The following is a 19,577-nucleotide window of genomic DNA, read 5'->3' on the forward strand; positions in this document are numbered from 1 at the left end:
TCCTCGACCTTTGTCGAGGATCTGCTGCCGCTAACGCCGATGCTCGGGACAAGCCCGAGCATCGCGAACGAGATTGGCAGCCTGAGCCGCCTTACGCCGGCTGCGATGCCTCGACGACTGCCAATGCCGCCATGTTGACGACGCCGCGGGAGGTGACCGAGGGGGCGAGGATGTGGGCGGGCATAGCCGCACCGAGCAGGATCGGCCCGACATGCAGGCCGTCGGTCATCGACTTGACCACGCCGAGCGTGATGTTGGCGGCGTCGAGGTTCGGGAACACCAGCAGGTTGGCTTCGTCGTGCAGCGTCGTGTGCGGCATGACGCGCTTGCGCAGGGCTTCGGTGATGGCGCTCTCGCCATGCATTTCACCATCCACCTCAAGATCGGGGGCTGCGTCGCGCACGAGCTGCAGGGCGTTGCGCATCTTCGTCGCGCTCTCGGATTCGCGCGAGCCGAAATTGGAATGCGAGACGAGGGCGGCGCGCGGCGTGATCCCGAAACGGCGGATCTCCTCGGCCGCCAGCACCGTTGCCTCGGCGATTTCTTCGGCGCTCGGATTGAAGGTGACATAGGTGTCAGTGAAGAAGGTGGCGCCGCGCTGCGAGATCATCAGGCTGAGTGCGGAGAAATCGCGGACATTCTTGCGCTTGCCGATGATCTGGCGGACGTCCCGCAGGTGCTTCTCGTAGCGGCCTTCGAGGCCGCAGATCAGCGCATCGGCTTCGCCGCGCCTCAGCGCCAAAGCGCCGATGACTGTGGTGTTGGTGCGCACGATGGTGCGGGCGGCTTCCGGAATGACGCCGCGCCGGCCGACGAGCGAGAAATAGAGATCGACATATTCGCGGAAGCGCGGATCGTCTTCCGGATTGATGACCTCGAAATCCTGCAGCGGACGGATGCGCAGGCCATAGCGCTTCAGGCGCGTTTCGATGACCTGGGGACGGCCAATGATGATCGGTTCGGCGATGCCTTCCTCGATGAGAACCTGGGCGGCGCGCAGCACGCGCTCGTCTTCGCCTTCCGAGAAGATGACGCGCTTGCGCTCTGCTGTCTTTGCCGCCGTGAAGATCGGCTTCATGATGAAGCCGGAGCGGAAGACAAAGCGGTTCAGCTGGTCGAGATAGGCGTCGAAGTCCTGGATCGGACGGCGCGCCACGCCGCTCCGTTCAGCCGCTTTCGCGACCGCCGGCGCGATGCGCAGGATGAGGCGGGGGTCGAAGGGCGAGGGGATCAGGTAATCGGGGCCGAAGACCGGGGTCTCGCCGGAATAGGCGCGGGCGGCGACATCGGACGGTTCTTCGCGGGCAAGGGCGGCGATGGCGCGCACCGCCGCCATCTTCATTTCCTCGTTGATCGTCTCGGCGCCGCAATCGAGCGCGCCGCGGAAGATATAGGGGAAGCAGAGGACGTTGTTGACCTGGTTGGCGAAATCGGAGCGGCCGGTGCAGATCATCGCGTCGGGACGAGCGGCGCGGGCGAGATCCGGCATGATCTCCGGCGTCGGATTGGCAAGCGCCATGATCAGCGGCTTGTCGGCCATCTGCGCCAAAAGTTCGGGCTTCAGCACACCGGCGGCGGACAGGCCGAGGAAGACATCGGCGCCGCCGATATTTTCGGCGAGCGTGCGTGTATCGCTCTTCTGGGCATAGACGGACTTCCACTCGTCCATCAGCTCGGTGCGGCCTTCATAGACGAGGCCTTCGAGATCGTGGACCCAGATGTTTTCCCGCTTCGCCCCGAGGGTAACAAGCAGGTTGAGGCAGGCAAGGGCGGCGGCACCGGCGCCGGAGGCGACGATCTTGACGTTCTCGATCTTCTTCCCAGCGAGTTCCAGCCCGTTCAGGATCGCGGCGGCGACGATGATCGCGGTGCCGTGCTGGTCGTCGTGGAAGACCGGGATCTTCATCTTTTCGCGCAGGCGCCGCTCGACCTCGAAACATTCCGGCGCCTTGATGTCTTCCAGGTTGATGCCGCCGAAGGTCGGCTCCAGTGAGGAGACGGTGGAGACCATCTGGTCGACGCTGGCCGCATCAATCTCAATGTCGAAGACGTCGATGCCGGCGAACTTCTTGAAGAGTACGGCCTTGCCCTCCATAACCGGCTTAGAGGCGAGCGGGCCGATGTTGCCGAGGCCGAGGACGGCGGTGCCGTTGGAGATGACGGCGACGAGATTGGCACGCGAGGTATATTCGGCCGCCATCTCCGGATTGTCGCGGATGGCAAGGCAGGGGGCGGCAACGCCCGGCGAATAGGCGAGCGCCAGGTCGCGCTGATTGCCGAGCGGCTTGGTCGCCTGGATCTCCAGCTTGCCGGGGCGGGGATAGCGGTGGAAGAAGAGCGCCTGCTCGTCGAGATCGCCGCTTGGCAGGTTCTTGTCCGTCTTGGATTTATCCTGGTGATCCATTGCCGCCTCCGTGCACGTCTTTTTGGGAGTTCCCTCCATACATCAATCGGATACGGGCGACAGTATGGAAATGGGGGGAAGGAAGAAGTTTTCGATCGAACGGCAAAAACATCCCGGCCTCACGGACGGGATGTTCATCTTGGTTATAGGCGGTAAGCTCTCAGGCGGCGATGTTGACCCAGGCAGGCGCGATGGCGGTTCCCCGGCCGAGGCCGTAGCCGAGGCGGATGTTGAGCATGCCGAGCGGTTCCAGAAGTGTCGCAGCGTCAAGGCCGCCGGACTTTTCGACGGCAAATCCAGAGTCGACGACCAGACGGGAAACCTTTTCCACGGCGTCCTCATCATTTCGGGCGACGAATACCGGCACTTTCGCCGTGGCGTCGCGGGGCGCGTTGAAGAGTTCGGCGAAGATGGTGTTGAAGGCCTTGACGACCTTGGCGCCGGCGGCTGCCTTCTGGATCTTCTCGGCGGCGGAAGTCTCGTGGCCGAAGAGCAGGCCGGAGAAATCTGGTTTCAACGGATTGCTGATATCGACGACGATCTTACCTGCGAGGGACGGCAAAGCGGCAATTTCAAGCGCGCTCGCATAGGGAACGGCAAGGACCACGATTCCGGCGGCGGCGATCGCTTCCGTGATGGGGGCGCTCTCGACGCCGAGGCTTTCGGCAAGGCTGCGTGCAGCCGTATCATTGCGGCCGGCGATAACGAGATCAGTCTTGCCGGCGAGACGCGCGGCCAAGCCCTTGCCCATGTTTCCAATGCCGATAATTGCTGTTTTCATTGTGCTTTCTCCTGTGATCCGATGGGATAACAAAGAGATACATCCAAGCAATCCATTCGTTAATTGCATTGATTGCGATAACAGACCTGCATAAAAGTATCGAATGCCCGATCTTTTGAACCTGCAGACCCTCATTGCCGCCGCGACATCGGGAAGTTTTGCCGGAGCGGCGAAGCGGCTTGGCATTTCGCCGGCGATGGTTGGCCGACGCATCCAGGCGCTGGAGCAGGAATACGGGGTCAAGCTGATCGAACGCACCACGCGCACACAGCGGCTGACCGAGATCGGGTCTCGTTTCCTCGTCAAGGCAAGCAGGATCATCGACGAGCTGGAGGAGCTCAACGACATCTCCCGCCCTGATGCCGAGGCCCTGTCTGGACGCCTGCGTGTAAGCGCTCCGACGACGCTGGGGATCAAGCGGCTCGCGCCTGCCATGGCCGAGCTCGCGGAGCGGCATCCGGCGCTTTCCGTCGAGCTCAATCTCAGCGACCGCAATGTCGACCTCGTGGCCGAGGGTTACGATCTGGCAATCAGGATCGGCGAATTGAAGCCATCTTCCCTGATTGCGCGGCGGGTCGGCAGCTATCATTTCGTCTGCTGCGCCTCTCCGGCCTATTTTGAACGATTTGCTGCGCCGGAGCGGCCTGAGGATCTTCGCCTCGGCCGCTGCATCCTCAATCTCAATCTCGTTCCGCGCGACGAATGGCCGTTCGAGACGGAGGACGGAGAGAGTTTCACGGTCGCGGTGCGCGGCAACATAGAGATCGACAACGGTGAGGCACTCAGGACGGCAGCGCTCGCCGGCGCAGGCATCATCTACATCCCCGTCGATCTCGTTGCGGAAGACATAGCCGATGGAAGGCTTGTCGAGGTTCTCTCCGGCTGGCGAAAACTGGTGCTGCCGATCCACGCCGTCCATCCATCGCGTCGGTTCGTGCCGGGGCGGATCGGCGCGGTGATCGATGCCATCGCGCGCGGGCTGCGGGGTTAGATATCTGTCGGCTCGCGGCAGGGATTGCCGTCCGCGAACACCAATTTCCGAGTGAAGTCAATGGAATGCCACTTCTGCGGTTGCAGCCGCAGGGAGCTAATCCTTTTCGGAACTTGTTTGGCGGCCCCAGCAAGCGCAAAATGCCGCCGCGACGGGGCGGGGCGCCGGTTGCAAGGAGGAAATCATGGACAATTTGAACCTGACGACCCTGCAAAAGGGACAGACGATGGTCAATGACATGGCCATGGATGCGTTTGCTGCTGGTTTTCGCGGCAGTCTCCTGACCAGTCAAGACGCCGATTACAACGAGGCGCGGGCGATCTGGAATGCGATGATCGATCGCCGGCCCGGCCTTATCGCGCGTTGCTCAGGTGCGGCCGATGTCATGCGCGCGGTGCGTTTTGCGCGCGACAACAATCTGCTCGTTTCGGTGCGCGGCGGCGGCCACGGCATTGCCGGCAATGCGGTCTGCGAGGGCGGCGTCGTCATCGATCTGTCGCCGATGAAATCGGTGCGGGTGGATCCTCAGACGCGCCGCGCCCGGATCGAACCTGGCGCCACACTCGGCGACGTCGACAAGGAAACGATGGCCTTCGGGCTGGCGCTGCCGACCGGCATCAATTCCACGACCGGCATTGCCGGACTGACGCTCGGAGGTGGTTTCGGCTGGCTCACCCGCAAATTCGGGCTGACGCTCGACAATCTGCTTTCTGTTGATGTGGTGACGGCCGATGGCGAGCTGGTCAAGGCGAGCGAGACCGAAAAGCCGGATCTCTTCTGGGCGCTACGCGGCGGCGGCGGCAATTTCGGTGTCGTGACCTCCTTCGAGTTCAAGCTCAACCCTCTCAACACCGAGGTTCTGGCAGGACTGGTCGTGCATCCCTTCGCTGACGCGGAAAAGGTGCTCAGGGAATACCGGCAGGCATTGGAAGCAGCACCTGACGAACTGACCTGCTGGGTGGTGATGCGCCAGGCGCCGCCGCTGCCGTTCCTTCCGGCCGAATGGCACGGCAAGGAAATCGTCGTGCTCGCCATGTGCTATTGCGGGGATATCGCGGCGGGAGAGAAGGCTGCGGCCAGATTGCGCGGGATCGGAACGCCGATCGCCGATGTCGTCGGCCCGGTGCCGTTCACCGGTTGGCAGCAGGCATTCGACCCGCTTCTGACGCCGGGGGCGCGCAATTACTGGAAGAGCCAGGATTTCGCCTCCCTTTCCGATGCGGCGATCGAGGTTCTTCTCAACGCCGTGCGCAAACTGCCCGGACCGGAATGCGAGATCTTCATCGGCCATGTCGGCGGCGCCGCCGGCCGCGTTCCCACCGAGGCCACCGCATTTCCGCAGCGCAGCTCGCATTTCGTCATGAACGTGCATGCGCGCTGGCGGGAAGCCGGAATGGACGCAAGCTGCATCGGCTGGGCGCGCGAACTTTTCGAGGCAACCAAGCCGCATGCCGTGGGAACCGCCTATATCAACTTCATGCCTGAGGACGAGACCGATCGTGTCGAAATGGCATACGGCGCCAATTACCATCACCTTGCCGAAGTCAAGCTGCGCTACGATCCGAACAATCTGTTCCGCATGAACCAGAACGTGAAGCCGATGGCGGCCGTGCGGGCTGCGTGAGAGGATTGAGCGAAGTCAACAAGGTGAAATTTCCGCCGCGCATGTTGATGCGCGGCGTTCCATGATGGGCGTTCGAAAGGTGCGATGCCATCGGTCCATGATGAGCCGGCTACTTATCGCCTTCCACTGAGTTGACCAACAGATGTTGGATTAGCGATTGCTCTCGTTATCCGCCGGTCTTCGGCGTGATCGTCACGTCGGCGCCATAGGCATTGCGCAACTGGCCTTCCTGTCCCGGCTGCCGGTCGGCGGCCTGATGCAGCAGGATCGTCTCGTATCCTTGTGAACGGGTGCCTTCGATCAGCGTGATATCGGCATTTCCGGGATTGTCGGAGCGCTCGAACCACTCGACAGGGCGGTGCAGGAAGTTCATTTCCACCGCCCGGTTGGTGACGCCATGGCCGACGATTGCGACATTATGGTCGCTACTTTCGGCATCGCGCATGACGGTCTGCAGGAACAGGCGCACCCGCTGCGCCACATCCGCCCGGCTTTCGCCATCCGGCGGCCGGGCGTAGAATTTGCCGCTGTTGCTGCGCAGCCGCGCCCATTTTTCGAATTCCTCGGGGAATTTCTGTTTCTGCTCGGCATGGTCGTAGATTTCAGTGAAGAGACCGAAATCCTGCTCGCGCAGAAGATAATCCTCCCTGACATCGCCAACGAAGTTTTCGGGCAGGGCTTCGAGCAGCGCATCCTTGCTCTGGCGCGTGCGCAGAAACGGCGAGTACCAGATGTGCAGCTTCTGGAAGCCCGAGCTCGGCAATGCCTTCAGATAGGAGGCGATCACGCCGCCGGCCTCGGCCGCCTGGCGATAGCCCCACTGCGTCAGCGGCACGTTGTGATCGCCGAATTGGCGATAGGCCCGTTCGTTGATGTTGCCGAGGGATTCGCCGTGGCGAACGAGGAAGAGACGCATCAGCCGTCCCGCTTTGTCGGATATGGAATCGCTGTCATCATGAACGCGCTTGACCCACAGGGCAACATTGCCGGCAGGATGGAAAGGGTCGAAGCGCTTGGTCTCCGCTCGCCCGACCGTCCTGATGGTCTTTTGCGTCGAGTGAGAGCGAGACGTTCCGGGTTCTCGCTCTCCTTTGCGTGACCTTCCTAGATATCAGCGGCCTTGAAAGATCTTGATGAGCTTTGGTGTGAACCGGTGCGCCTTGATATCGAGGAAATCTTGATAGTTGGCGCGACCGGAGGTTATGGCCGCCAGATACCGCTGACAGGCAACCCTCGGAGCGTCCTTGTCGGAGACGTTCGTCACAATTCCGGCGACACGACGCTCATTCGCATCGAAACCCTTTGAGCAGTCCTTAATGACTTCATTTCTCGCTCTCGCGCTGCCCTGCAGCAGCGTGACGGTCGCATCGTAGTCCTGCTGCGTCGGTACGCAGCCTGCAAGCAGTGCAATAGACATCAGTATCGTCGCGGTGCGGGCGCGCATCATCAATTCCCCCGGTTAAGCCTCAATCGGCACTTGCTGTTAATTTGATTCTCGCTATGCGGGAAAGATCCTGAGCCTGTCAACATGATCGGATCGTTGGTCGTTGATGTTGCGAGCTTCACGGCCGACCGGGTCCGGCCGGGATTATCTCTGCGGAATGGACAGGTTTGCAGGGCTTTTCCCCAGCTTGTCATCTTCCTGAAACACGAGTCTGGTTTTGGAAGGCTAGATGAAAGATGGGACATGAGCCGTAGCTCGTGACAGACATGATGGAACCCAGACATTTCCGCACGCTCTTCATTTCCGATGTCCATCTCGGCTCGAAGGCCGCGAAGGCAGACTTCCTGCTGGACTTCCTGCGCTACCACGAAGCCGATACGATCGTGCTCGTCGGCGACATCATCGACGGCTGGCGCCTGAAGCGCAGCTGGTACTGGCCGCAGGTTTGCAACGACGTCGTCCAGAAGCTGTTGCGCAAGGCGCGCAAGGGCACACGCGTCGTCTATATCCCCGGCAATCATGACGAATTCCTGCGCGATTTTCCGGGCATGCATTTCGGCGGTATCGAAGTCGTCGAGCGCATGATGCATGACGGCGCCGACGGCAAGAAATACCTGATCTTGCACGGCGACGAATTCGACGTCGTCGTCCGCAACGCCCGCCTGCTCGCCTATCTCGGCGACTGGGCCTACGATACGGCGATCCGCATCAACATTCTGCTGGCGGCCGTGCGCCGCCGTCTCGGCATGCCCTACTGGTCGTTCTCGGCCTGGGCCAAGCTGCAGGTCAAGCATGCCGTCAACTTCATCGGCGAGTTCGAGCGCGTCGTGACTGAAGAGGCCCGCAAGAGCGGCGCCGACGGTGTGATTTGCGGCCATATCCACCATGCCGTCATCCAGGATATGGACGGCATTCGCTACATCAACACTGGCGACTGGGTGGAAAGCTGCACTGCGGTGGCCGAACATGAGGACGGCACGTTCGAACTGATCACCTGGCGCGCGCTCGCCAGTGCGGTGCCGGCGCTTGCCGCCATCGAGATGCATGACGAGGGCGAACTGGCTCCGCAGGCCGCTTGATTTTGGCGCCGGCGCGTTCGCGGCGGCACTCCAGCAATTTAGCCGTTACCGTCAGGTGACAGGCCCTATTTATTTTCTAAAACGTTTCAGGACGGCTATATCTCGCAATAGTCGCCCTCGGGGTGGTGTGTTAGGACAGCGGCCAGTTTCCTTCAGGTCCAGCCATGATTCCCGCTCAACATTCCCCGGGTGAGGGAGCGCCGCCGCGCTTCCGGTTGCTTAGCGCGCTTTCCTATTGCGCGCCGCTGCTCGTCAACGGCATCGTCCTGCCGTTCTTCCCCGTCTGGCTCGCTACCCACAGCTTCAGCGATCATGAGATCGGCATCATCCTTGCCATACCGATGGTGGTGCGCGTGTTGGTGGCGCCTGTCGTCGCCATGATCGCCGACCGCCTGAAGGAGCGCGCCGACGTGCTGCTCTGGTCGGGCGGACTGTCGCTGCTGACAGCGATCGCGCTCTACTGGACGACGAGTTTCTGGCCGGTGGCGATCGTCTTCGCGCTTCAGGGCGCCACCTTCGCGCCCTACCTGCCCGTCGTCGAATCGATCGTCATTTCGGGTGTGCGCCGCTGGGGGCTCGATTACGGCTCGATGCGCGTCTGGGGCTCGATCGCCTTCATCGTCTCGACCCTCGTCGGCGGCCAGCTGATCAGCCGATGGGGCGGCAGCATGGTGCTTGCCGTCATGGTGTTCGGCTTTAGCATGACCGTCGTCATGGCGATCTTCTGTCCACGCATCGGGCCGACGCGGCGGCACGGCCAGCCGATCGATCTTCCCGCTGCCACCGGCAGCGGTTTGCGCGAGCCGCATTTGCTGCTGCTCCTGATCGGTGTCGCGATCCAGCAGTCGAGCCATGCCGTGCTCAACGCTTTTTCCTCGATCTATTGGCATCAGCTCGGCTTTTCCGGCACTGAGGTCGGCCTGCTGTGGAGCGCCGGCGTCGCGTCGGAGGTGACGGTGTTCTTCCTGTCGAAGCGGCTCAACCGGCGCTTCGACGCCTGGACGCTGATTCGCTTCGGCTGCGCCGTCAGCGTCTGCCGCTGGATCCTGTTTCCCATGAATACGGGCTTTGCCGGGTTCTTCCTGCTGCAATGCTTCCACGGCTTCACCTATGCCTTCGTGCATACGGGCGTGCAGCGGCGGATCGTGGCGACGGTGCAGGAGACGAAGGAATCCTCGGCGCAGGGCGCCTATTTCTTCTATGTCGGCATGGCGATGGGGCTGATGACCATCGCGTCGGGTTATCTCTACGCCTGGCTCGGCGTCGTCAGCTATTATGTCATGGCGCTGATTGCGCTTTCCGGCCTCGGCCTCGTCATCTCAGCTTACTATCTTCAGCCCCAGAGGCTGCTTTCAGGCGGAAAAACCAGGGAAGCGGCGTAGCGCAGACCGGGCTCGCGGTCGCGGGCCAGCAGCAGAGGACCGTCGAGATCGACGAAATCGGCACTCTGGGCGAGCAGCACGGCCGGCGCCATGGCGAGCGAGGTGCCGACCATGCAGCCGATCATGATGCCGAAGCCGAGCCGCTCGGCTTCGGCTTTCATCGCCAATGCCTCCGTCAACCCGCCCGTCTTGTCGAGCTTGATATTGATCGCGTCGTAGCGGTCGGCAAGGCTTGCGAGATCGCCGGTGTGGTGGACGCTCTCGTCGGCGCAGACGAGGAGCGGGCGGCGGATTTCGGCAAGCAGGGCATCGCGGCCGGCCGGCAGCGGCTGCTCGACAAGGGCGACGCCCGCTTGCGCCGCGATATTCAGGTGGCGTTCCAGCACCGCCTCCGGCCAACCCTCATTGGCGTCGAGGATGATTGCGGCATCGGGCGCGGCGGCGCGGACGGCGCGGATGCGGCTTTCATCGTCACCGGTTCCAACCTTGACCTTGAGGAGCGCACGGCCTGCATGTTCGCGCGCCTGCGCGGCCATCACCTCCGGCTCGCCGAGCGAGATGGTGTAGGCTGTCGTGAGCGGCTTCGGAGCATCGAGGCCGAGGCGGGTGGCGACAGTTTGGCCCGTCTGTTTGGCTTCGAGATCCCAGAGCGCGCAATCGACGGCGTTGCGGGCCGCACCCGGCGGCATCGCCGACAGGAGATCGCGGCGCGAGATGTCGGCCTCTATTAGCGGGCGCGCCGCCTCGATCTGGGCGAAAACGCTCTCCATGGTCTCGCCGTAGCGGCGGTAGGGCACGCATTCGCCAAGCCCCTGTGCCCCGTTTTCGGCGAGCATGCAGGTGATGACCTCAGCTTCGGTCTTTGCCCCGCGCGAGATGGTGAAGGTCCCGGCAATCGGAAAGGAATTCATCTGGATATCGAGGGTGCGCGGCATTATTGCTATCCTGCGAGCATGGAAATTGGACGTTGCTTCTGTATATTGACGCGCCGGACGAACGATCGTTTTCGCGATTCGGCAATGTCACCGTAAGCCTTGAGAGACACAAGTATCTTGAACGCCGAGAATCGCAACGCCGCCTCGCTTGACGTGGACGACCATGCCGATGGTTCGGGGCAGCATGTGCGTCTTCGCGGCAACTGGCGTAGCGCCTACGTGCATTTCGTGCTGCGCGATTTGGAAAAGCTGCTGCACCAGAAGGCCGGCGACCTGACGGTCGACCTCTCCGATATATCAGATATCGACACCGCCGGCATCTGGCTCCTGTGCCGGTTGAAAAAGGAAGAGGAGGCGGCCGGGCGCACGGTTCGTTTCGTCGGCACCAATCCGCATATCGACGAAATGCTGGTGATGTTTTCCGAGGAACCTGCCAAAGCCGAGCCGGAGCAGAAGGAAAAGGTCTCGCTTGTCGCGCGCATTTTCGCGCCTGTGGGCAAGATGACCTACGACGTCTGGGATAATTTCGCCGCCGCCATGTATATCCTGGGTTCGGCGGTGCGCGGCGCGCAGATGAAGTTTGGCCGCGGCAGCGGTGTTTCGCCGGCTTCGATCGTCAACCAGATCGACCGCATGGGCGTTCGCGCCGTTCCGATCATCCTGCTGATGTCGTTTCTGATCGGGGCGATCATCGCCCAGCAGGGCGCCTTCCAGCTACGGTATTTCGGCGCTGAGGTTTTCGTCGTCGATCTCGTCGGCATCCTGCAATTGCGCGAAATCGGTGTGCTTCTGACCTCGATCATGATTGCCGGCCGGTCCGGCAGCGCGATCACGGCCGAAATCGGCTCGATGAAGATGCGCGAGGAGATCGACGCGCTGAAAGTGATGGGGCTGAACCCGATCGGCGTACTGATCTTCCCGCGGCTGGTGGCGCTGACGATCGCGCTGCCGCTTCTGACGGTGCTGGCGAATTTCGCATCGCTTGCGGGGGCTGCCGGCGTGGCTTGGGGGTATTCCGGCATCACCTTCGCCAACTTCCTGTCCCGGCTGCACGAGGCGGTGACGCTGTCGACGGTCCTGTCGGGCATGATCAAGGCGCCGTTCATGGCGCTCGTCATCGGCATCGTCGCGGCCGTCGAGGGGTTGAAGGTCGGCGGTAGCGCGGAGTCGCTCGGTCAGCACGTGACGGCCGCGGTGGTGAAGGCGATTTTCGTCGTCATCCTGATGGACGGGCTTTTTGCGATGTTCTATGCAGCGATCGACTTCTAGCATGGCGGGCGGCGTGAACGAGCAACCGATCGAAAGCGAAGGACAGGGCAGGGATGTCGTGCTTTCGGCGCGCGACGTCACGGTCGCCTTTGGCCCGAAGGTGGTGCTCGACAATCTGAACCTTGATATCTATCGCGGCGAGATCCTTGGATTCGTCGGCGCTTCGGGCACCGGCAAATCGGTGCTGATGCGCACGGTGCTGCGGCTGCTGCCGCGCCGCTCCGGCACGATCAAGATCCTCGGCCAGGATTTCGACGAACTCGACGAACCGCAGCGCAATGCGCTCGATATGCGGCTCGGCGTGCTGTTCCAGCAGGGGGCGCTGTTCTCTTCGCTGACGGTGAAGGAAAATATCCAGGTGCCGATGCGCGAATATCTCGACCTGCCGCGCTCGCTGATGGACGAACTGGCGCATCTGAAGATCCGCATGGTGGGGTTGGCGGCTGACGCTGCCGACAAATACCCTTCCGAACTGTCAGGCGGCATGATCAAGCGCGCAGCCCTTGCCCGCGCGCTGGCGCTCGATCCGGAACTGGTTTTCCTGGACGAGCCGACCTCGGGTCTCGATCCCATCGGTGCGGCCGAATTCGACGAACTGATCGCCAACCTGCGCGATAGTCTGGGACTGACCGTGTATATGGTGACGCACGACCTCGACAGCCTGTTTTCGGTCTGCGACCGTATTGCCGTGCTCGGAAAGAAGCGGGTAATGGTGGAAGGCACGATTGACGACATGCTGGCCTATGACGATTCGTGGGTGCAGGCCTACTTCAAAGGCAAGCGGGCGCGGTCGATCGTACCGCGGAACGATGGCGCGCAGCACAGCAGCAGCGGGAAGTGACCGGATAAGATGGAAACCAAAGCCAATTATACGATTGTCGGTTTTTTCACGGTGCTGGTGATCGCGGCGGCCTTCGGCTTCGTCTACTGGATGGCCGAATATGGCCGCGGCGGACCGATGACGGAGCTGATCGTGCGCATTCCGGGTTCCGCCAACGGCCTCAGCGTCGGCTCGCCGGTGCGCTTCAACGGCATCCAGGTGGGCTCGGTGCAGACGCTGTCGATCGATGCCGATGATCCGCAATATTCGCTGGCTTTCACCCAGGTGCGCACCGATGCGCCGATCTACCCTTCGACGAAGGCCGCCCTTGAAATCCAAGGCTTGACGGGCGCCGCCTATATCGAACTGTCAGGCGGGCGCAAGGGCGAGGAAAGTATCCTCCAGCATGCGATCGACAACGGCAAACGCGCCGTCATCGTCGCCGACCAGTCGAGCGTCACCAACCTGCTGGCGACCGCCGATAAGATCCTCGACCGCGCCAACGATGCGGTCGGCGATCTTCAGGGCTTCATCCAGGATTCGCGCGGGCCGCTGACCGAGACCTTCAAGAATGCCGAGACCTTCTCGGATGCGCTTGCCAAGAATTCCGACAATATCGACTCTTTCCTGCAGAGCGTCGGCGAGCTCTCCAATACGGTGAAGGCAGTCTCCGGCCGTGTCGACTCGACGCTTCAAGCTGTGGAATCACTGGTGAAGGCGGTCGATGCTCAAAAGATCGACCACATCGTCTCCAATGCCGAGAAGATCACCGCCAACGTCGCCGATGCCTCCGGCGACCTCAAGGGCGCGATCCAGAAGTTCGACGAAACGGCCACGACCTTCAACGATTTCGGCAAACAGGCGCAGGCGACGCTCGACCGCGTCGACACGCTCGTCGCCCAGATCGATCCTGCCAAGATCAAGGGCTCGGTCGACGATATCTCGCAGGCGACCAAGGATGCGCGCGTCGCCGTCGCCTCGATCCGCGACGTCGCCAACACGGTTTCGGCGCGCCAGAAAGATATCGACCAGACGATCCAGGACGTGTCGCAGCTTGCCAACAAGCTGAACTCGGCCTCGACCCGCATCGACGGCATTCTCATCAAGGTCGATGCGCTTCTCGGCACCGACAATACGCAATCGCTGTTTACCGAAGCGCGCGATACGCTTGAGTCCTTCAAAAAGGTCGCCGACAACCTGAATTCACGGATCGGCCCGATCGCCGACAATCTGCAGAAATTCTCGAGCGGCGGCTTGCGTGACGTGCAGACGCTCGTCAACGACATGCGCGGAACCGTCAGCAATCTGAACGATACGATCACCAACTTCGACCGCAATCCGCAACGCCTGATCTTCGGCGGGGACACGGTCAAGCAATATGACGGCCGGACGCGGCGTTAACAGGGGAAGTCAGGGGTAGCCTAATATGGTCGCATCGCATCTGTTGTCGCGCCGTTCATGGATCAGGGGAACGGCGATCGCGCTGCCGCTGACGGCGATGATCCTTTCCGGGTGCGGCACGTCGGCCAAGAACGACACCTACGACCTGTCCGCCGCCGTCGACGGTGACGGACCTGCGGCCAAATCCCGCCAGATCCTGATTGCTGGTCCGACGGCGCTGAAGGCGCTCGACAGCGAGCAGATCCTGATCCGCGTTTCGCCCTCGGAAATCCAGTATCTCTCTCGCGCGCAATGGGGCGACAAGCTGCCGCGCATGGTGCAGTCCAAGCTGGTGGAGGCTTTCGAGAATTCCGGCAAACTCGGCGGCGTCGGCATGCCGGGGCAGGGACTTGCGATCGACTACCAGGTCGTCACCGATATCCGTTCCTTCGAGATCGACGCTTCGAGCGGCAACCAGGCAGTGGTCGAAATCTCCGCCAAGATTCTCAACGACCGCAACGGCTCGGTGCGCGCCCAGAAGGTGTTCCGTGCGGTGGCGCCGGCAGGCGGTGGTAATGACGGCTTCGTCAAGGGGCTCGACCGCGCCTTCTCCACCGTTGTTTCCGAGATCGTCAGCTGGACGCTGCGTTCAATCTGAACTCGAATTCTGCGGCCGCTCCGCAAATATCGAGGGTTGTCAAATCCGGAAAATGTTTGCCTCCGTGGCGTAAGGCTGCCATCGTATTCAAATTCTTCATGAATTTGTGGAACGCATCATATGGTCCCATTTCAGGAGAATGCGGCATGGTGGTTGCGCGAGTATTCGGGAAATCGTCACCGGAAGCGATCCAGCGCGAAAATGATCGGCTGGCGGCGCTGCAACAACTCGATCTCCTCGACACGCCAAGGGACGAAGGCTTCGAACGGATCGTACGCCTGATAAAGCAGATATTCTCCGTCGACATCGGCATCGTATCGCTGATCGATGCGCATCGGCAATGGTACAAGGCCTGCTCCGGTTTTTCGGCCGACGAGGTATCGCTTGAAGACACGTTCTGCCGCTGCGTGGTGGATTGTGACGAGCCTGTCATCGTGCAGGATGCCACCAAGGATTTTCGCTTTTCGAAACATCCTTCGGTGACGGGCGAGGGCCACATTCGCTTTTATGCCGGCGTGCCGCTGAGAACGAAGACCGGGCACATGATCGGAACGGTATGCGCGATCGACCGCAGGCCAAGATCGTTCAGCAGCAAAGATCTCGGCATTCTCACGGAACTGGCGGGGGCTGCGATGGACCGCATCGACATCATGCAATCTGCCGCCACCGACGGCCTGACGGAGGCGATGACGCGGCGCGCCTTCAAGCAGGAAGCCGATCAGCTGATTTCGCTCGCCTTGCGGCACCAGCACGATCTGTCATGCATCGTCTTCGACATCGACCATTTCAAACAGGTGAACGATACGCATGGACATGCCGCAGGGGACGAGGTCTTGAAGGCCGTCGCCTCGATCTGCAAGACAGTCCTTCGCGTCGGCGATCTGTTTGGCCGTATCGGAGGCGAGGAATTCGCCGTCATCCTTCCGCATGTCGATCGGGAAGGAGCGGCCGCGGTCGCCGAAAAGCTCCGAGCCGCCATCGCTTCCGAACCCATTTTCCGCGATCATGGCGCTCTGAACGTCACAGCCAGCCTCGGAACATCGGCCCTTTCGATTGTCAGCAAGGACATCGAGACCCTGCTCGCTCAGGCGGACGCCGCAATGTATCAGGCAAAGCACGGCGGACGGAATCGCTGCATGTCCTGGGGTGCGATTCATGCCGATCACGCCATCGGCGCTCGACGGCGGGTGTTGAAGGCGGGCTCGATCATGTTCAACGAGCGGCGCTCGACCATCGACTGCACGGTCAAATCCCTCGGTTCGGAGAGTGCCGGCCTTTCAGTCTCGAATACGGCAGGCATTCCCCCGGAATTCATTCTCGCCATCAAAGGGGAAGGGTTCGAGACGAATTGCAGGGTGATTTCGCAAGACCGGCAACATCTGGAAGTGGCTTTTCGGTAGACCTGGACAGCGACTTACTTCGTCGGCTGCGTATCGGTCATCGTCGCGCCCGGCTGGCCGCCTGCGGTTGCGGAAGCGGCGGCGGCCGATGACGACGATAGGTAGCTGTCGAGCAGGCCTGCCATCTTGTCGTCGCGGATGCTTGCGGTTTTTTCGCCCATGACGACGCCGACCACGCGGCGGCCATCCTTCAGGGCTGACGTCACGACATTATAGCCCGATGCATCGGTATAACCGGTCTTGATGCCGTCGACGCCGTCATAGCGATACATGAGATTGTTGTGGCCGCGCAGCTTCATGCCGCGGAACTGGAAGCCGCGCATGGAGAAGAGTTTGAACTCTTCGGGGAAATCCCGCATCAGCGAAACGCCGAGGGTCGCCATATCGCGCGCCGTGGTGACTTGCTCCGGATCGGGAAGGCCCGACGGGTTCTTGAAGACCGTATCCTTCATGCCGAGCTGGTGCGCCTTGTCGGTCATCGCTTTGGCAAAAACCTCTTCGGAGCCGCCAAGCTGCTCGGCAATCGCCACAGCCGAATCATTGGCAGACAGCACGACAATGCTTTCGACCGCTTCACGCAGCGTCACCTTGCGGCCGGCGCCGATGGCAAGCTTGAACGGCTCCTTGCTCTCGGCATTTTCCGACATGGTGAGCTTCTGATCCCACGTCATGCGTCCCTCGTGCAGGGCCTCGAAGGCGAGATAGAGCGTCATCATCTTGGTCAGCGATGCCGGATAGTTCAGTTCGTCCTGATTGGAGGCTTCAAGCACTTGGCCAGACTGTGCATCCACGACGAAGCTTGCCTGGCCCGCTTCAGCCAGCGTGAAAGCGCCGAGCATGAAGGCCGATGAGAGCGCGGCGGCAAGAAGGCTGGGTGTCGTCTTGGTCATCAATGTTGCTGTCTCTATCGTTTGCGTGGTCGAATGAGCCGTCCGCTGGATTGTAGCGCATCAAAGAGGTTTGTGACGAAAAGAAGGACAACGGGCAATAAAAAGAGACCATCCACAGCCGATACCCGTCATTGCGCCGCCTTCGGTTTTGACAATGATACGCGCCGCACGTAGAGAATTCGCCATGAGCATGAAAAGCGCGCCTTCCTTCCGCAATGACCGCACCTGCCTGCAGGCTGCGATCGTGCGCGCTTTCGGCGGACGAGGTCTCTGCGTCCTGCTGTGACGTGCGGGCGCAATCGGCGTCCGGCGCGCTGCTGGACGTAAAGCCCTTCACCACGCCAATCAAGGTTGCCAGGGAGACAGGCACCGTGCTCAATCTTTATCATGTCAATTCGCTCGTCCATTGGGAGGAGCGCGAAATCCGTCTGCGCGATCATATGATCGACTTCTTCTCGCAAGAGGTTCGCAGCTTTCTCAGATCCGCCAATCCGGCCTGGGATGTCAGAAGGGTCGAGGCACCGGCGCTGATGCCGCGGGCTTTGGTTTCCAGCGCCTATTCCAACGCCGATATCTGGGTCCAGGAACAGCTTTCCATCAGCGATACTGCGCTGGTGCTGCGGCCGGAGACGACGCCGTCGACCTATGCCTATATGCAGCATGTTCTCGGAAATCACTCGAAGACGCGGCTGCCGCTCTGCGTCTGGCAGGCGGGCCGGTCTTACCGCCGGGAGCAGGAGCAGCCGACGAAACACATGCGGCTGAAGGAGTTCTGGCAGCTCGAATTCCAATGCGCGTTCACGGCCGACAGCGGCAACGACTACCACGCCGCCTGCCTCGAGCCGGTGCGCCGCATGATCGCCTCGCTGATCCATCTGCCGACGCGGGTCGTGCCGTCGGACAGGCTGCCTGCCTATTCCGAGGTGACGATGGATATCGAGGTCGACAATGGCGACAAGTGGATGGAGGTCTGCTCGATCTCGAGGCGCACCGACTTTCCGCAGCGCTACCGGTCTCAGCCGAGGAAGGGAGCGGCTATCGACCACGACGTTCTCGTGCTCGAAATCGCCATCGGCCTCGATCGGTGCGTCTACAATTGGAACATAGCGTCCGATCGATAGAGCGCGGGAAACCGGGGCCGCTTAGCGCGCCCCCGGTTCTCTTGAGCCTTTTTTTTCGCCGGCGTTTTCCCTACAAAGGGAGTGACCGTTAAGGCGCCGGCGCAGATTCATAAATGGAGTGACAGGCCATGTTGATTATTCTTGGCGGCTTGCCGGGTAGCGGAAAAACGACTGTTGCCCGCGCGCTCGCGAGACGGCTGGGCGCCGTGCATGTGAGGGTCGACACGATCGAGCATGCGATCAGAGCGTCAAGCGATCCTTCAAGAGACATCGGTCCGGCAGGTTATGTCGTCGCCTATGGGGTTGCGGAGGATAACCTCACTCTCGGCGGCGTCGTGATCGCGGACTCGGTTAATCCGTTGGAGATAACCCGCGACGCCTGGCTGGCGGTGGCGGCGCGATCCGGTGTGACCGCGGTCGAAATCGAGGTGATCTGTTCCGACAAGATCGAGCATCCCCGCCGGGTCGAGACGCGGAAAACCGACGTCGAAGGTCTTATCAAACCGACGTGGCAGCAAGTCGTCGACCGAGTATACGACGACTGGGGGAATAGGCCGACCATCGTCGATACGGCTGTGAAGGATCCGCCGGAGATTGTCGACGCGTTGATCGTCAGGCTGGGGATTGATCGCCCGCTTCCGATTTGATGTCGGCTCTTTTTGTGGGGCGTGCCGCGGGATGCCTCTTCTGCTCGCCGCGGCTGTGCCTTCTGGAGCTTTATGAAAAAGCAATGTCGGCGGTGGAGCGGATTTCTACCGTTGCCTTGCCTGCGTCAAAACCGTCGAGCGTTTCATTGTGGTGAGCGATAATCTCTGAGAAGGTGAGGGTCGCCGTATCGCCGGTGGTATGGCCATCGGCAATCAGCGTTACGTCATATCCGAGAGAAACCGCGCGTCTCACCGTCGTGTCGACGCAGAACTGCGACATGCAGCCGCCGATGACGAGGTGAGTGACCGACCGTTCGTTCAGGCGTTCGGCTAGATCGGTCTCGAAGAAAGAGTCGGCACTTTTCTTGCGGACGACAACTTCGCCTTGTCGTGGCGCAATCTCCTCGCGCAGAGCCCATCCTTCCGTGCCGACGGCCAATCGATGGCCACTGTCGCCATCATGCTGCACCAGCACGACCGGCACGCCTGCCTGTCTTGCCTTTTCCTGGAGCGATGCAAGCCGAGCGACGGTCTCATCGAGTGCGGCATCGACGTGCGGCTGGCGCTCCGGCGTGGCTTTTCCAGAGAGAATTGCATTCTGCACATCGATAATCAGCAGGGCTTTGGTCATTTCTGATGCCTCAATCAGGATGGTTCTCGGTCGCGGTCTTCAGACGAACGAAAGCCGCCCGACATGTGTGCGGCGGCTTTCTGTTCAATTCGGTTCGCTTGAGATCGTTGGCTACAAGCAG

18 protein-coding genes are annotated in these 19,577 nt (G+C 61.4%); 11 read left to right on the top strand and 7 right to left on the bottom strand.

Annotation, left to right across the window (positions count from 1 at the left end):
• Positions 1 to 91 precede the first annotated feature (91 nt).
• A complete protein-coding gene (locus EFB14_RS03445; RefSeq protein ID WP_126822737.1) occupies positions 92 to 2,404 on the bottom strand; it encodes an NADP-dependent malic enzyme in 2,313 nt (770 codons plus the stop codon).
• 160 nt (positions 2,405 to 2,564) lie between these two features.
• Positions 2,565 to 3,185 (bottom strand): NADPH-dependent F420 reductase, encoded by a 621-nt coding sequence (locus EFB14_RS03450; RefSeq protein WP_126822739.1) that lies wholly within the window; start codon positions 3,183 to 3,185, stop codon positions 2,565 to 2,567.
• A 103-nt stretch (positions 3,186 to 3,288) separates the two neighbouring features.
• On the opposite strand from EFB14_RS03450, the gene EFB14_RS03455 reads away from it, so the two are divergent.
• A complete protein-coding gene (locus tag EFB14_RS03455) occupies positions 3,289 to 4,176 on the top strand; it encodes a LysR family transcriptional regulator (RefSeq protein WP_126822741.1) in 888 nt (295 codons plus the stop codon).
• Between the two features lie 184 nt (positions 4,177 to 4,360).
• Positions 4,361 to 5,800 carry an FAD-binding oxidoreductase gene (locus EFB14_RS03460; RefSeq protein ID WP_126822743.1) on the top strand — a complete coding sequence of 480 codons (1,440 nt, stop codon included), beginning with the start codon at positions 4,361 to 4,363 and terminating at the stop codon, positions 5,798 to 5,800.
• Between the two features lie 166 nt (positions 5,801 to 5,966).
• On the opposite strand, the gene EFB14_RS03465 is transcribed toward EFB14_RS03460, so the two are convergent.
• Positions 5,967 to 6,716, bottom strand: coding sequence for a histidine phosphatase family protein (locus EFB14_RS03465; protein WP_126822745.1), 750 nt, complete (start codon positions 6,714 to 6,716; stop codon positions 5,967 to 5,969).
• A 195-nt stretch (positions 6,717 to 6,911) separates the two neighbouring features.
• Positions 6,912 to 7,244: a hypothetical protein gene (locus tag EFB14_RS03470; RefSeq protein WP_126823532.1), complete on the bottom strand. Its 333-nt coding sequence runs from the start codon at positions 7,242 to 7,244 to the stop codon at positions 6,912 to 6,914.
• 266 nt (positions 7,245 to 7,510) lie between these two features.
• Between EFB14_RS03470 and EFB14_RS03475 the strand changes: the two genes are divergently transcribed.
• Both EFB14_RS03475 and EFB14_RS03480 read left to right on the top strand, forming a co-directional pair.
• Complete coding sequence (locus tag EFB14_RS03475) at positions 7,511 to 8,323, top strand: UDP-2,3-diacylglucosamine diphosphatase (RefSeq protein WP_126822747.1); 813 nt, start codon at positions 7,511 to 7,513, stop codon at positions 8,321 to 8,323.
• Positions 8,324 to 8,487: 164 nt separating this feature from the next.
• Positions 8,488 to 9,705, top strand: coding sequence for an MFS transporter (locus tag EFB14_RS03480; protein WP_126822749.1), 1,218 nt, complete (start codon positions 8,488 to 8,490; stop codon positions 9,703 to 9,705).
• Here EFB14_RS03480 and dgcA read toward each other — a convergent pair.
• Positions 9,657 to 10,640, bottom strand: a complete 984-nt coding sequence (gene dgcA / locus EFB14_RS03485) for an N-acetyl-D-Glu racemase DgcA (protein ID WP_126822751.1) — start codon at positions 10,638 to 10,640, stop codon at positions 9,657 to 9,659. The two genes, EFB14_RS03480 and dgcA, sit on opposite strands and share 49 nt — an antisense overlap.
• 99 nt (positions 10,641 to 10,739) lie before the next feature.
• Between dgcA and EFB14_RS03490 the strand changes: the two genes are divergently transcribed.
• The 5 genes from EFB14_RS03490 to EFB14_RS03510 all read left to right on the top strand — a co-directional run bounded on the left by EFB14_RS03490 (position 10,740) and on the right by EFB14_RS03510 (position 16,167).
• Positions 10,740 to 11,909, top strand: coding sequence for an MlaE family lipid ABC transporter permease subunit (locus EFB14_RS03490; RefSeq protein WP_183604817.1), 1,170 nt, complete (start codon positions 10,740 to 10,742; stop codon positions 11,907 to 11,909).
• Between the two features lies 1 nt (position 11,910).
• Positions 11,911 to 12,750: an ABC transporter ATP-binding protein gene (locus tag EFB14_RS03495; RefSeq protein WP_126822755.1), complete on the top strand. Its 840-nt coding sequence runs from the start codon at positions 11,911 to 11,913 to the stop codon at positions 12,748 to 12,750.
• Between the two features lie 9 nt (positions 12,751 to 12,759).
• Positions 12,760 to 14,130, top strand: coding sequence for an MlaD family protein (locus tag EFB14_RS03500; RefSeq protein WP_126822757.1), 1,371 nt, complete (start codon positions 12,760 to 12,762; stop codon positions 14,128 to 14,130).
• 25 nt (positions 14,131 to 14,155) lie between these two features.
• Positions 14,156 to 14,767, top strand: coding sequence for an ABC-type transport auxiliary lipoprotein family protein (locus EFB14_RS03505; RefSeq protein WP_126822759.1), 612 nt, complete (start codon positions 14,156 to 14,158; stop codon positions 14,765 to 14,767).
• Between the two features lie 146 nt (positions 14,768 to 14,913).
• Entirely contained in the window at positions 14,914 to 16,167 is a 1,254-nt protein-coding gene (locus EFB14_RS03510) for a sensor domain-containing diguanylate cyclase (protein WP_126822761.1), read from the top strand.
• A gap of 14 nt (positions 16,168 to 16,181) precedes the next feature.
• On the opposite strand, the gene EFB14_RS03515 is transcribed toward EFB14_RS03510, so the two are convergent.
• Positions 16,182 to 17,057: a D-alanyl-D-alanine carboxypeptidase family protein gene (locus EFB14_RS03515; protein WP_126822763.1), complete on the bottom strand. Its 876-nt coding sequence runs from the start codon at positions 17,055 to 17,057 to the stop codon at positions 16,182 to 16,184.
• A gap of 371 nt (positions 17,058 to 17,428) precedes the next feature.
• Between EFB14_RS03515 and EFB14_RS03520 the strand changes: the two genes are divergently transcribed.
• Complete coding sequence (locus EFB14_RS03520) at positions 17,429 to 18,178, top strand: aminoacyl--tRNA ligase-related protein (RefSeq protein WP_126822765.1); 750 nt, start codon at positions 17,429 to 17,431, stop codon at positions 18,176 to 18,178.
• Positions 18,179 to 18,306: 128 nt separating this feature from the next.
• Complete coding sequence (locus EFB14_RS03525; protein WP_126822767.1) at positions 18,307 to 18,825, top strand: P-loop nucleotide/nucleoside kinase family protein; 519 nt, start codon at positions 18,307 to 18,309, stop codon at positions 18,823 to 18,825.
• 70 nt (positions 18,826 to 18,895) lie between these two features.
• On the opposite strand, the gene EFB14_RS03530 is transcribed toward EFB14_RS03525, so the two are convergent.
• Entirely contained in the window at positions 18,896 to 19,456 is a 561-nt protein-coding gene (locus EFB14_RS03530) for a cysteine hydrolase family protein (protein WP_126822769.1), read from the bottom strand.
• Positions 19,457 to 19,577 lie beyond the last annotated feature (121 nt).

The organism is Rhizobium fabae, assembly GCF_003985135.1.
GTDB classification, from domain to species: domain Bacteria; phylum Pseudomonadota; class Alphaproteobacteria; order Rhizobiales; family Rhizobiaceae; genus Rhizobium; species Rhizobium pisi.

Coding starts and splice junctions, on each gene's coding strand:
- EFB14_RS03530 (WP_126822769.1), bottom strand. CDS start 19,456: ATGACCAAAGCCCTGCTGATTATCGATGTGCAGAATGCAATTCTCTCT.
- EFB14_RS03460 (WP_126822743.1), top strand. CDS start 4,361: ATGGACAATTTGAACCTGACGACCCTGCAAAAGGGACAGACGATGGTC.
- EFB14_RS03470 (WP_126823532.1), bottom strand. CDS start 7,244: ATGCGCGCCCGCACCGCGACGATACTGATGTCTATTGCACTGCTTGCA.
- EFB14_RS03505 (WP_126822759.1), top strand. CDS start 14,156: ATGGTCGCATCGCATCTGTTGTCGCGCCGTTCATGGATCAGGGGAACG.
- EFB14_RS03450 (WP_126822739.1), bottom strand. CDS start 3,185: ATGAAAACAGCAATTATCGGCATTGGAAACATGGGCAAGGGCTTGGCC.
- EFB14_RS03500 (WP_126822757.1), top strand. CDS start 12,760: ATGGAAACCAAAGCCAATTATACGATTGTCGGTTTTTTCACGGTGCTG.
- EFB14_RS03480 (WP_126822749.1), top strand. CDS start 8,488: ATGATTCCCGCTCAACATTCCCCGGGTGAGGGAGCGCCGCCGCGCTTC.
- EFB14_RS03475 (WP_126822747.1), top strand. CDS start 7,511: ATGATGGAACCCAGACATTTCCGCACGCTCTTCATTTCCGATGTCCAT.
- EFB14_RS03465 (WP_126822745.1), bottom strand. CDS start 6,716: ATGCGTCTCTTCCTCGTTCGCCACGGCGAATCCCTCGGCAACATCAAC.
- EFB14_RS03455 (WP_126822741.1), top strand. CDS start 3,289: ATGCCCGATCTTTTGAACCTGCAGACCCTCATTGCCGCCGCGACATCG.
- EFB14_RS03515 (WP_126822763.1), bottom strand. CDS start 17,057: ATGACCAAGACGACACCCAGCCTTCTTGCCGCCGCGCTCTCATCGGCC.
- EFB14_RS03525 (WP_126822767.1), top strand. CDS start 18,307: ATGTTGATTATTCTTGGCGGCTTGCCGGGTAGCGGAAAAACGACTGTT.
- EFB14_RS03510 (WP_126822761.1), top strand. CDS start 14,914: ATGGTGGTTGCGCGAGTATTCGGGAAATCGTCACCGGAAGCGATCCAG.
- EFB14_RS03445 (WP_126822737.1), bottom strand. CDS start 2,404: ATGGATCACCAGGATAAATCCAAGACGGACAAGAACCTGCCAAGCGGC.
- EFB14_RS03495 (WP_126822755.1), top strand. CDS start 11,911: ATGGCGGGCGGCGTGAACGAGCAACCGATCGAAAGCGAAGGACAGGGC.
- dgcA (WP_126822751.1), bottom strand. CDS start 10,640: ATGCCGCGCACCCTCGATATCCAGATGAATTCCTTTCCGATTGCCGGG.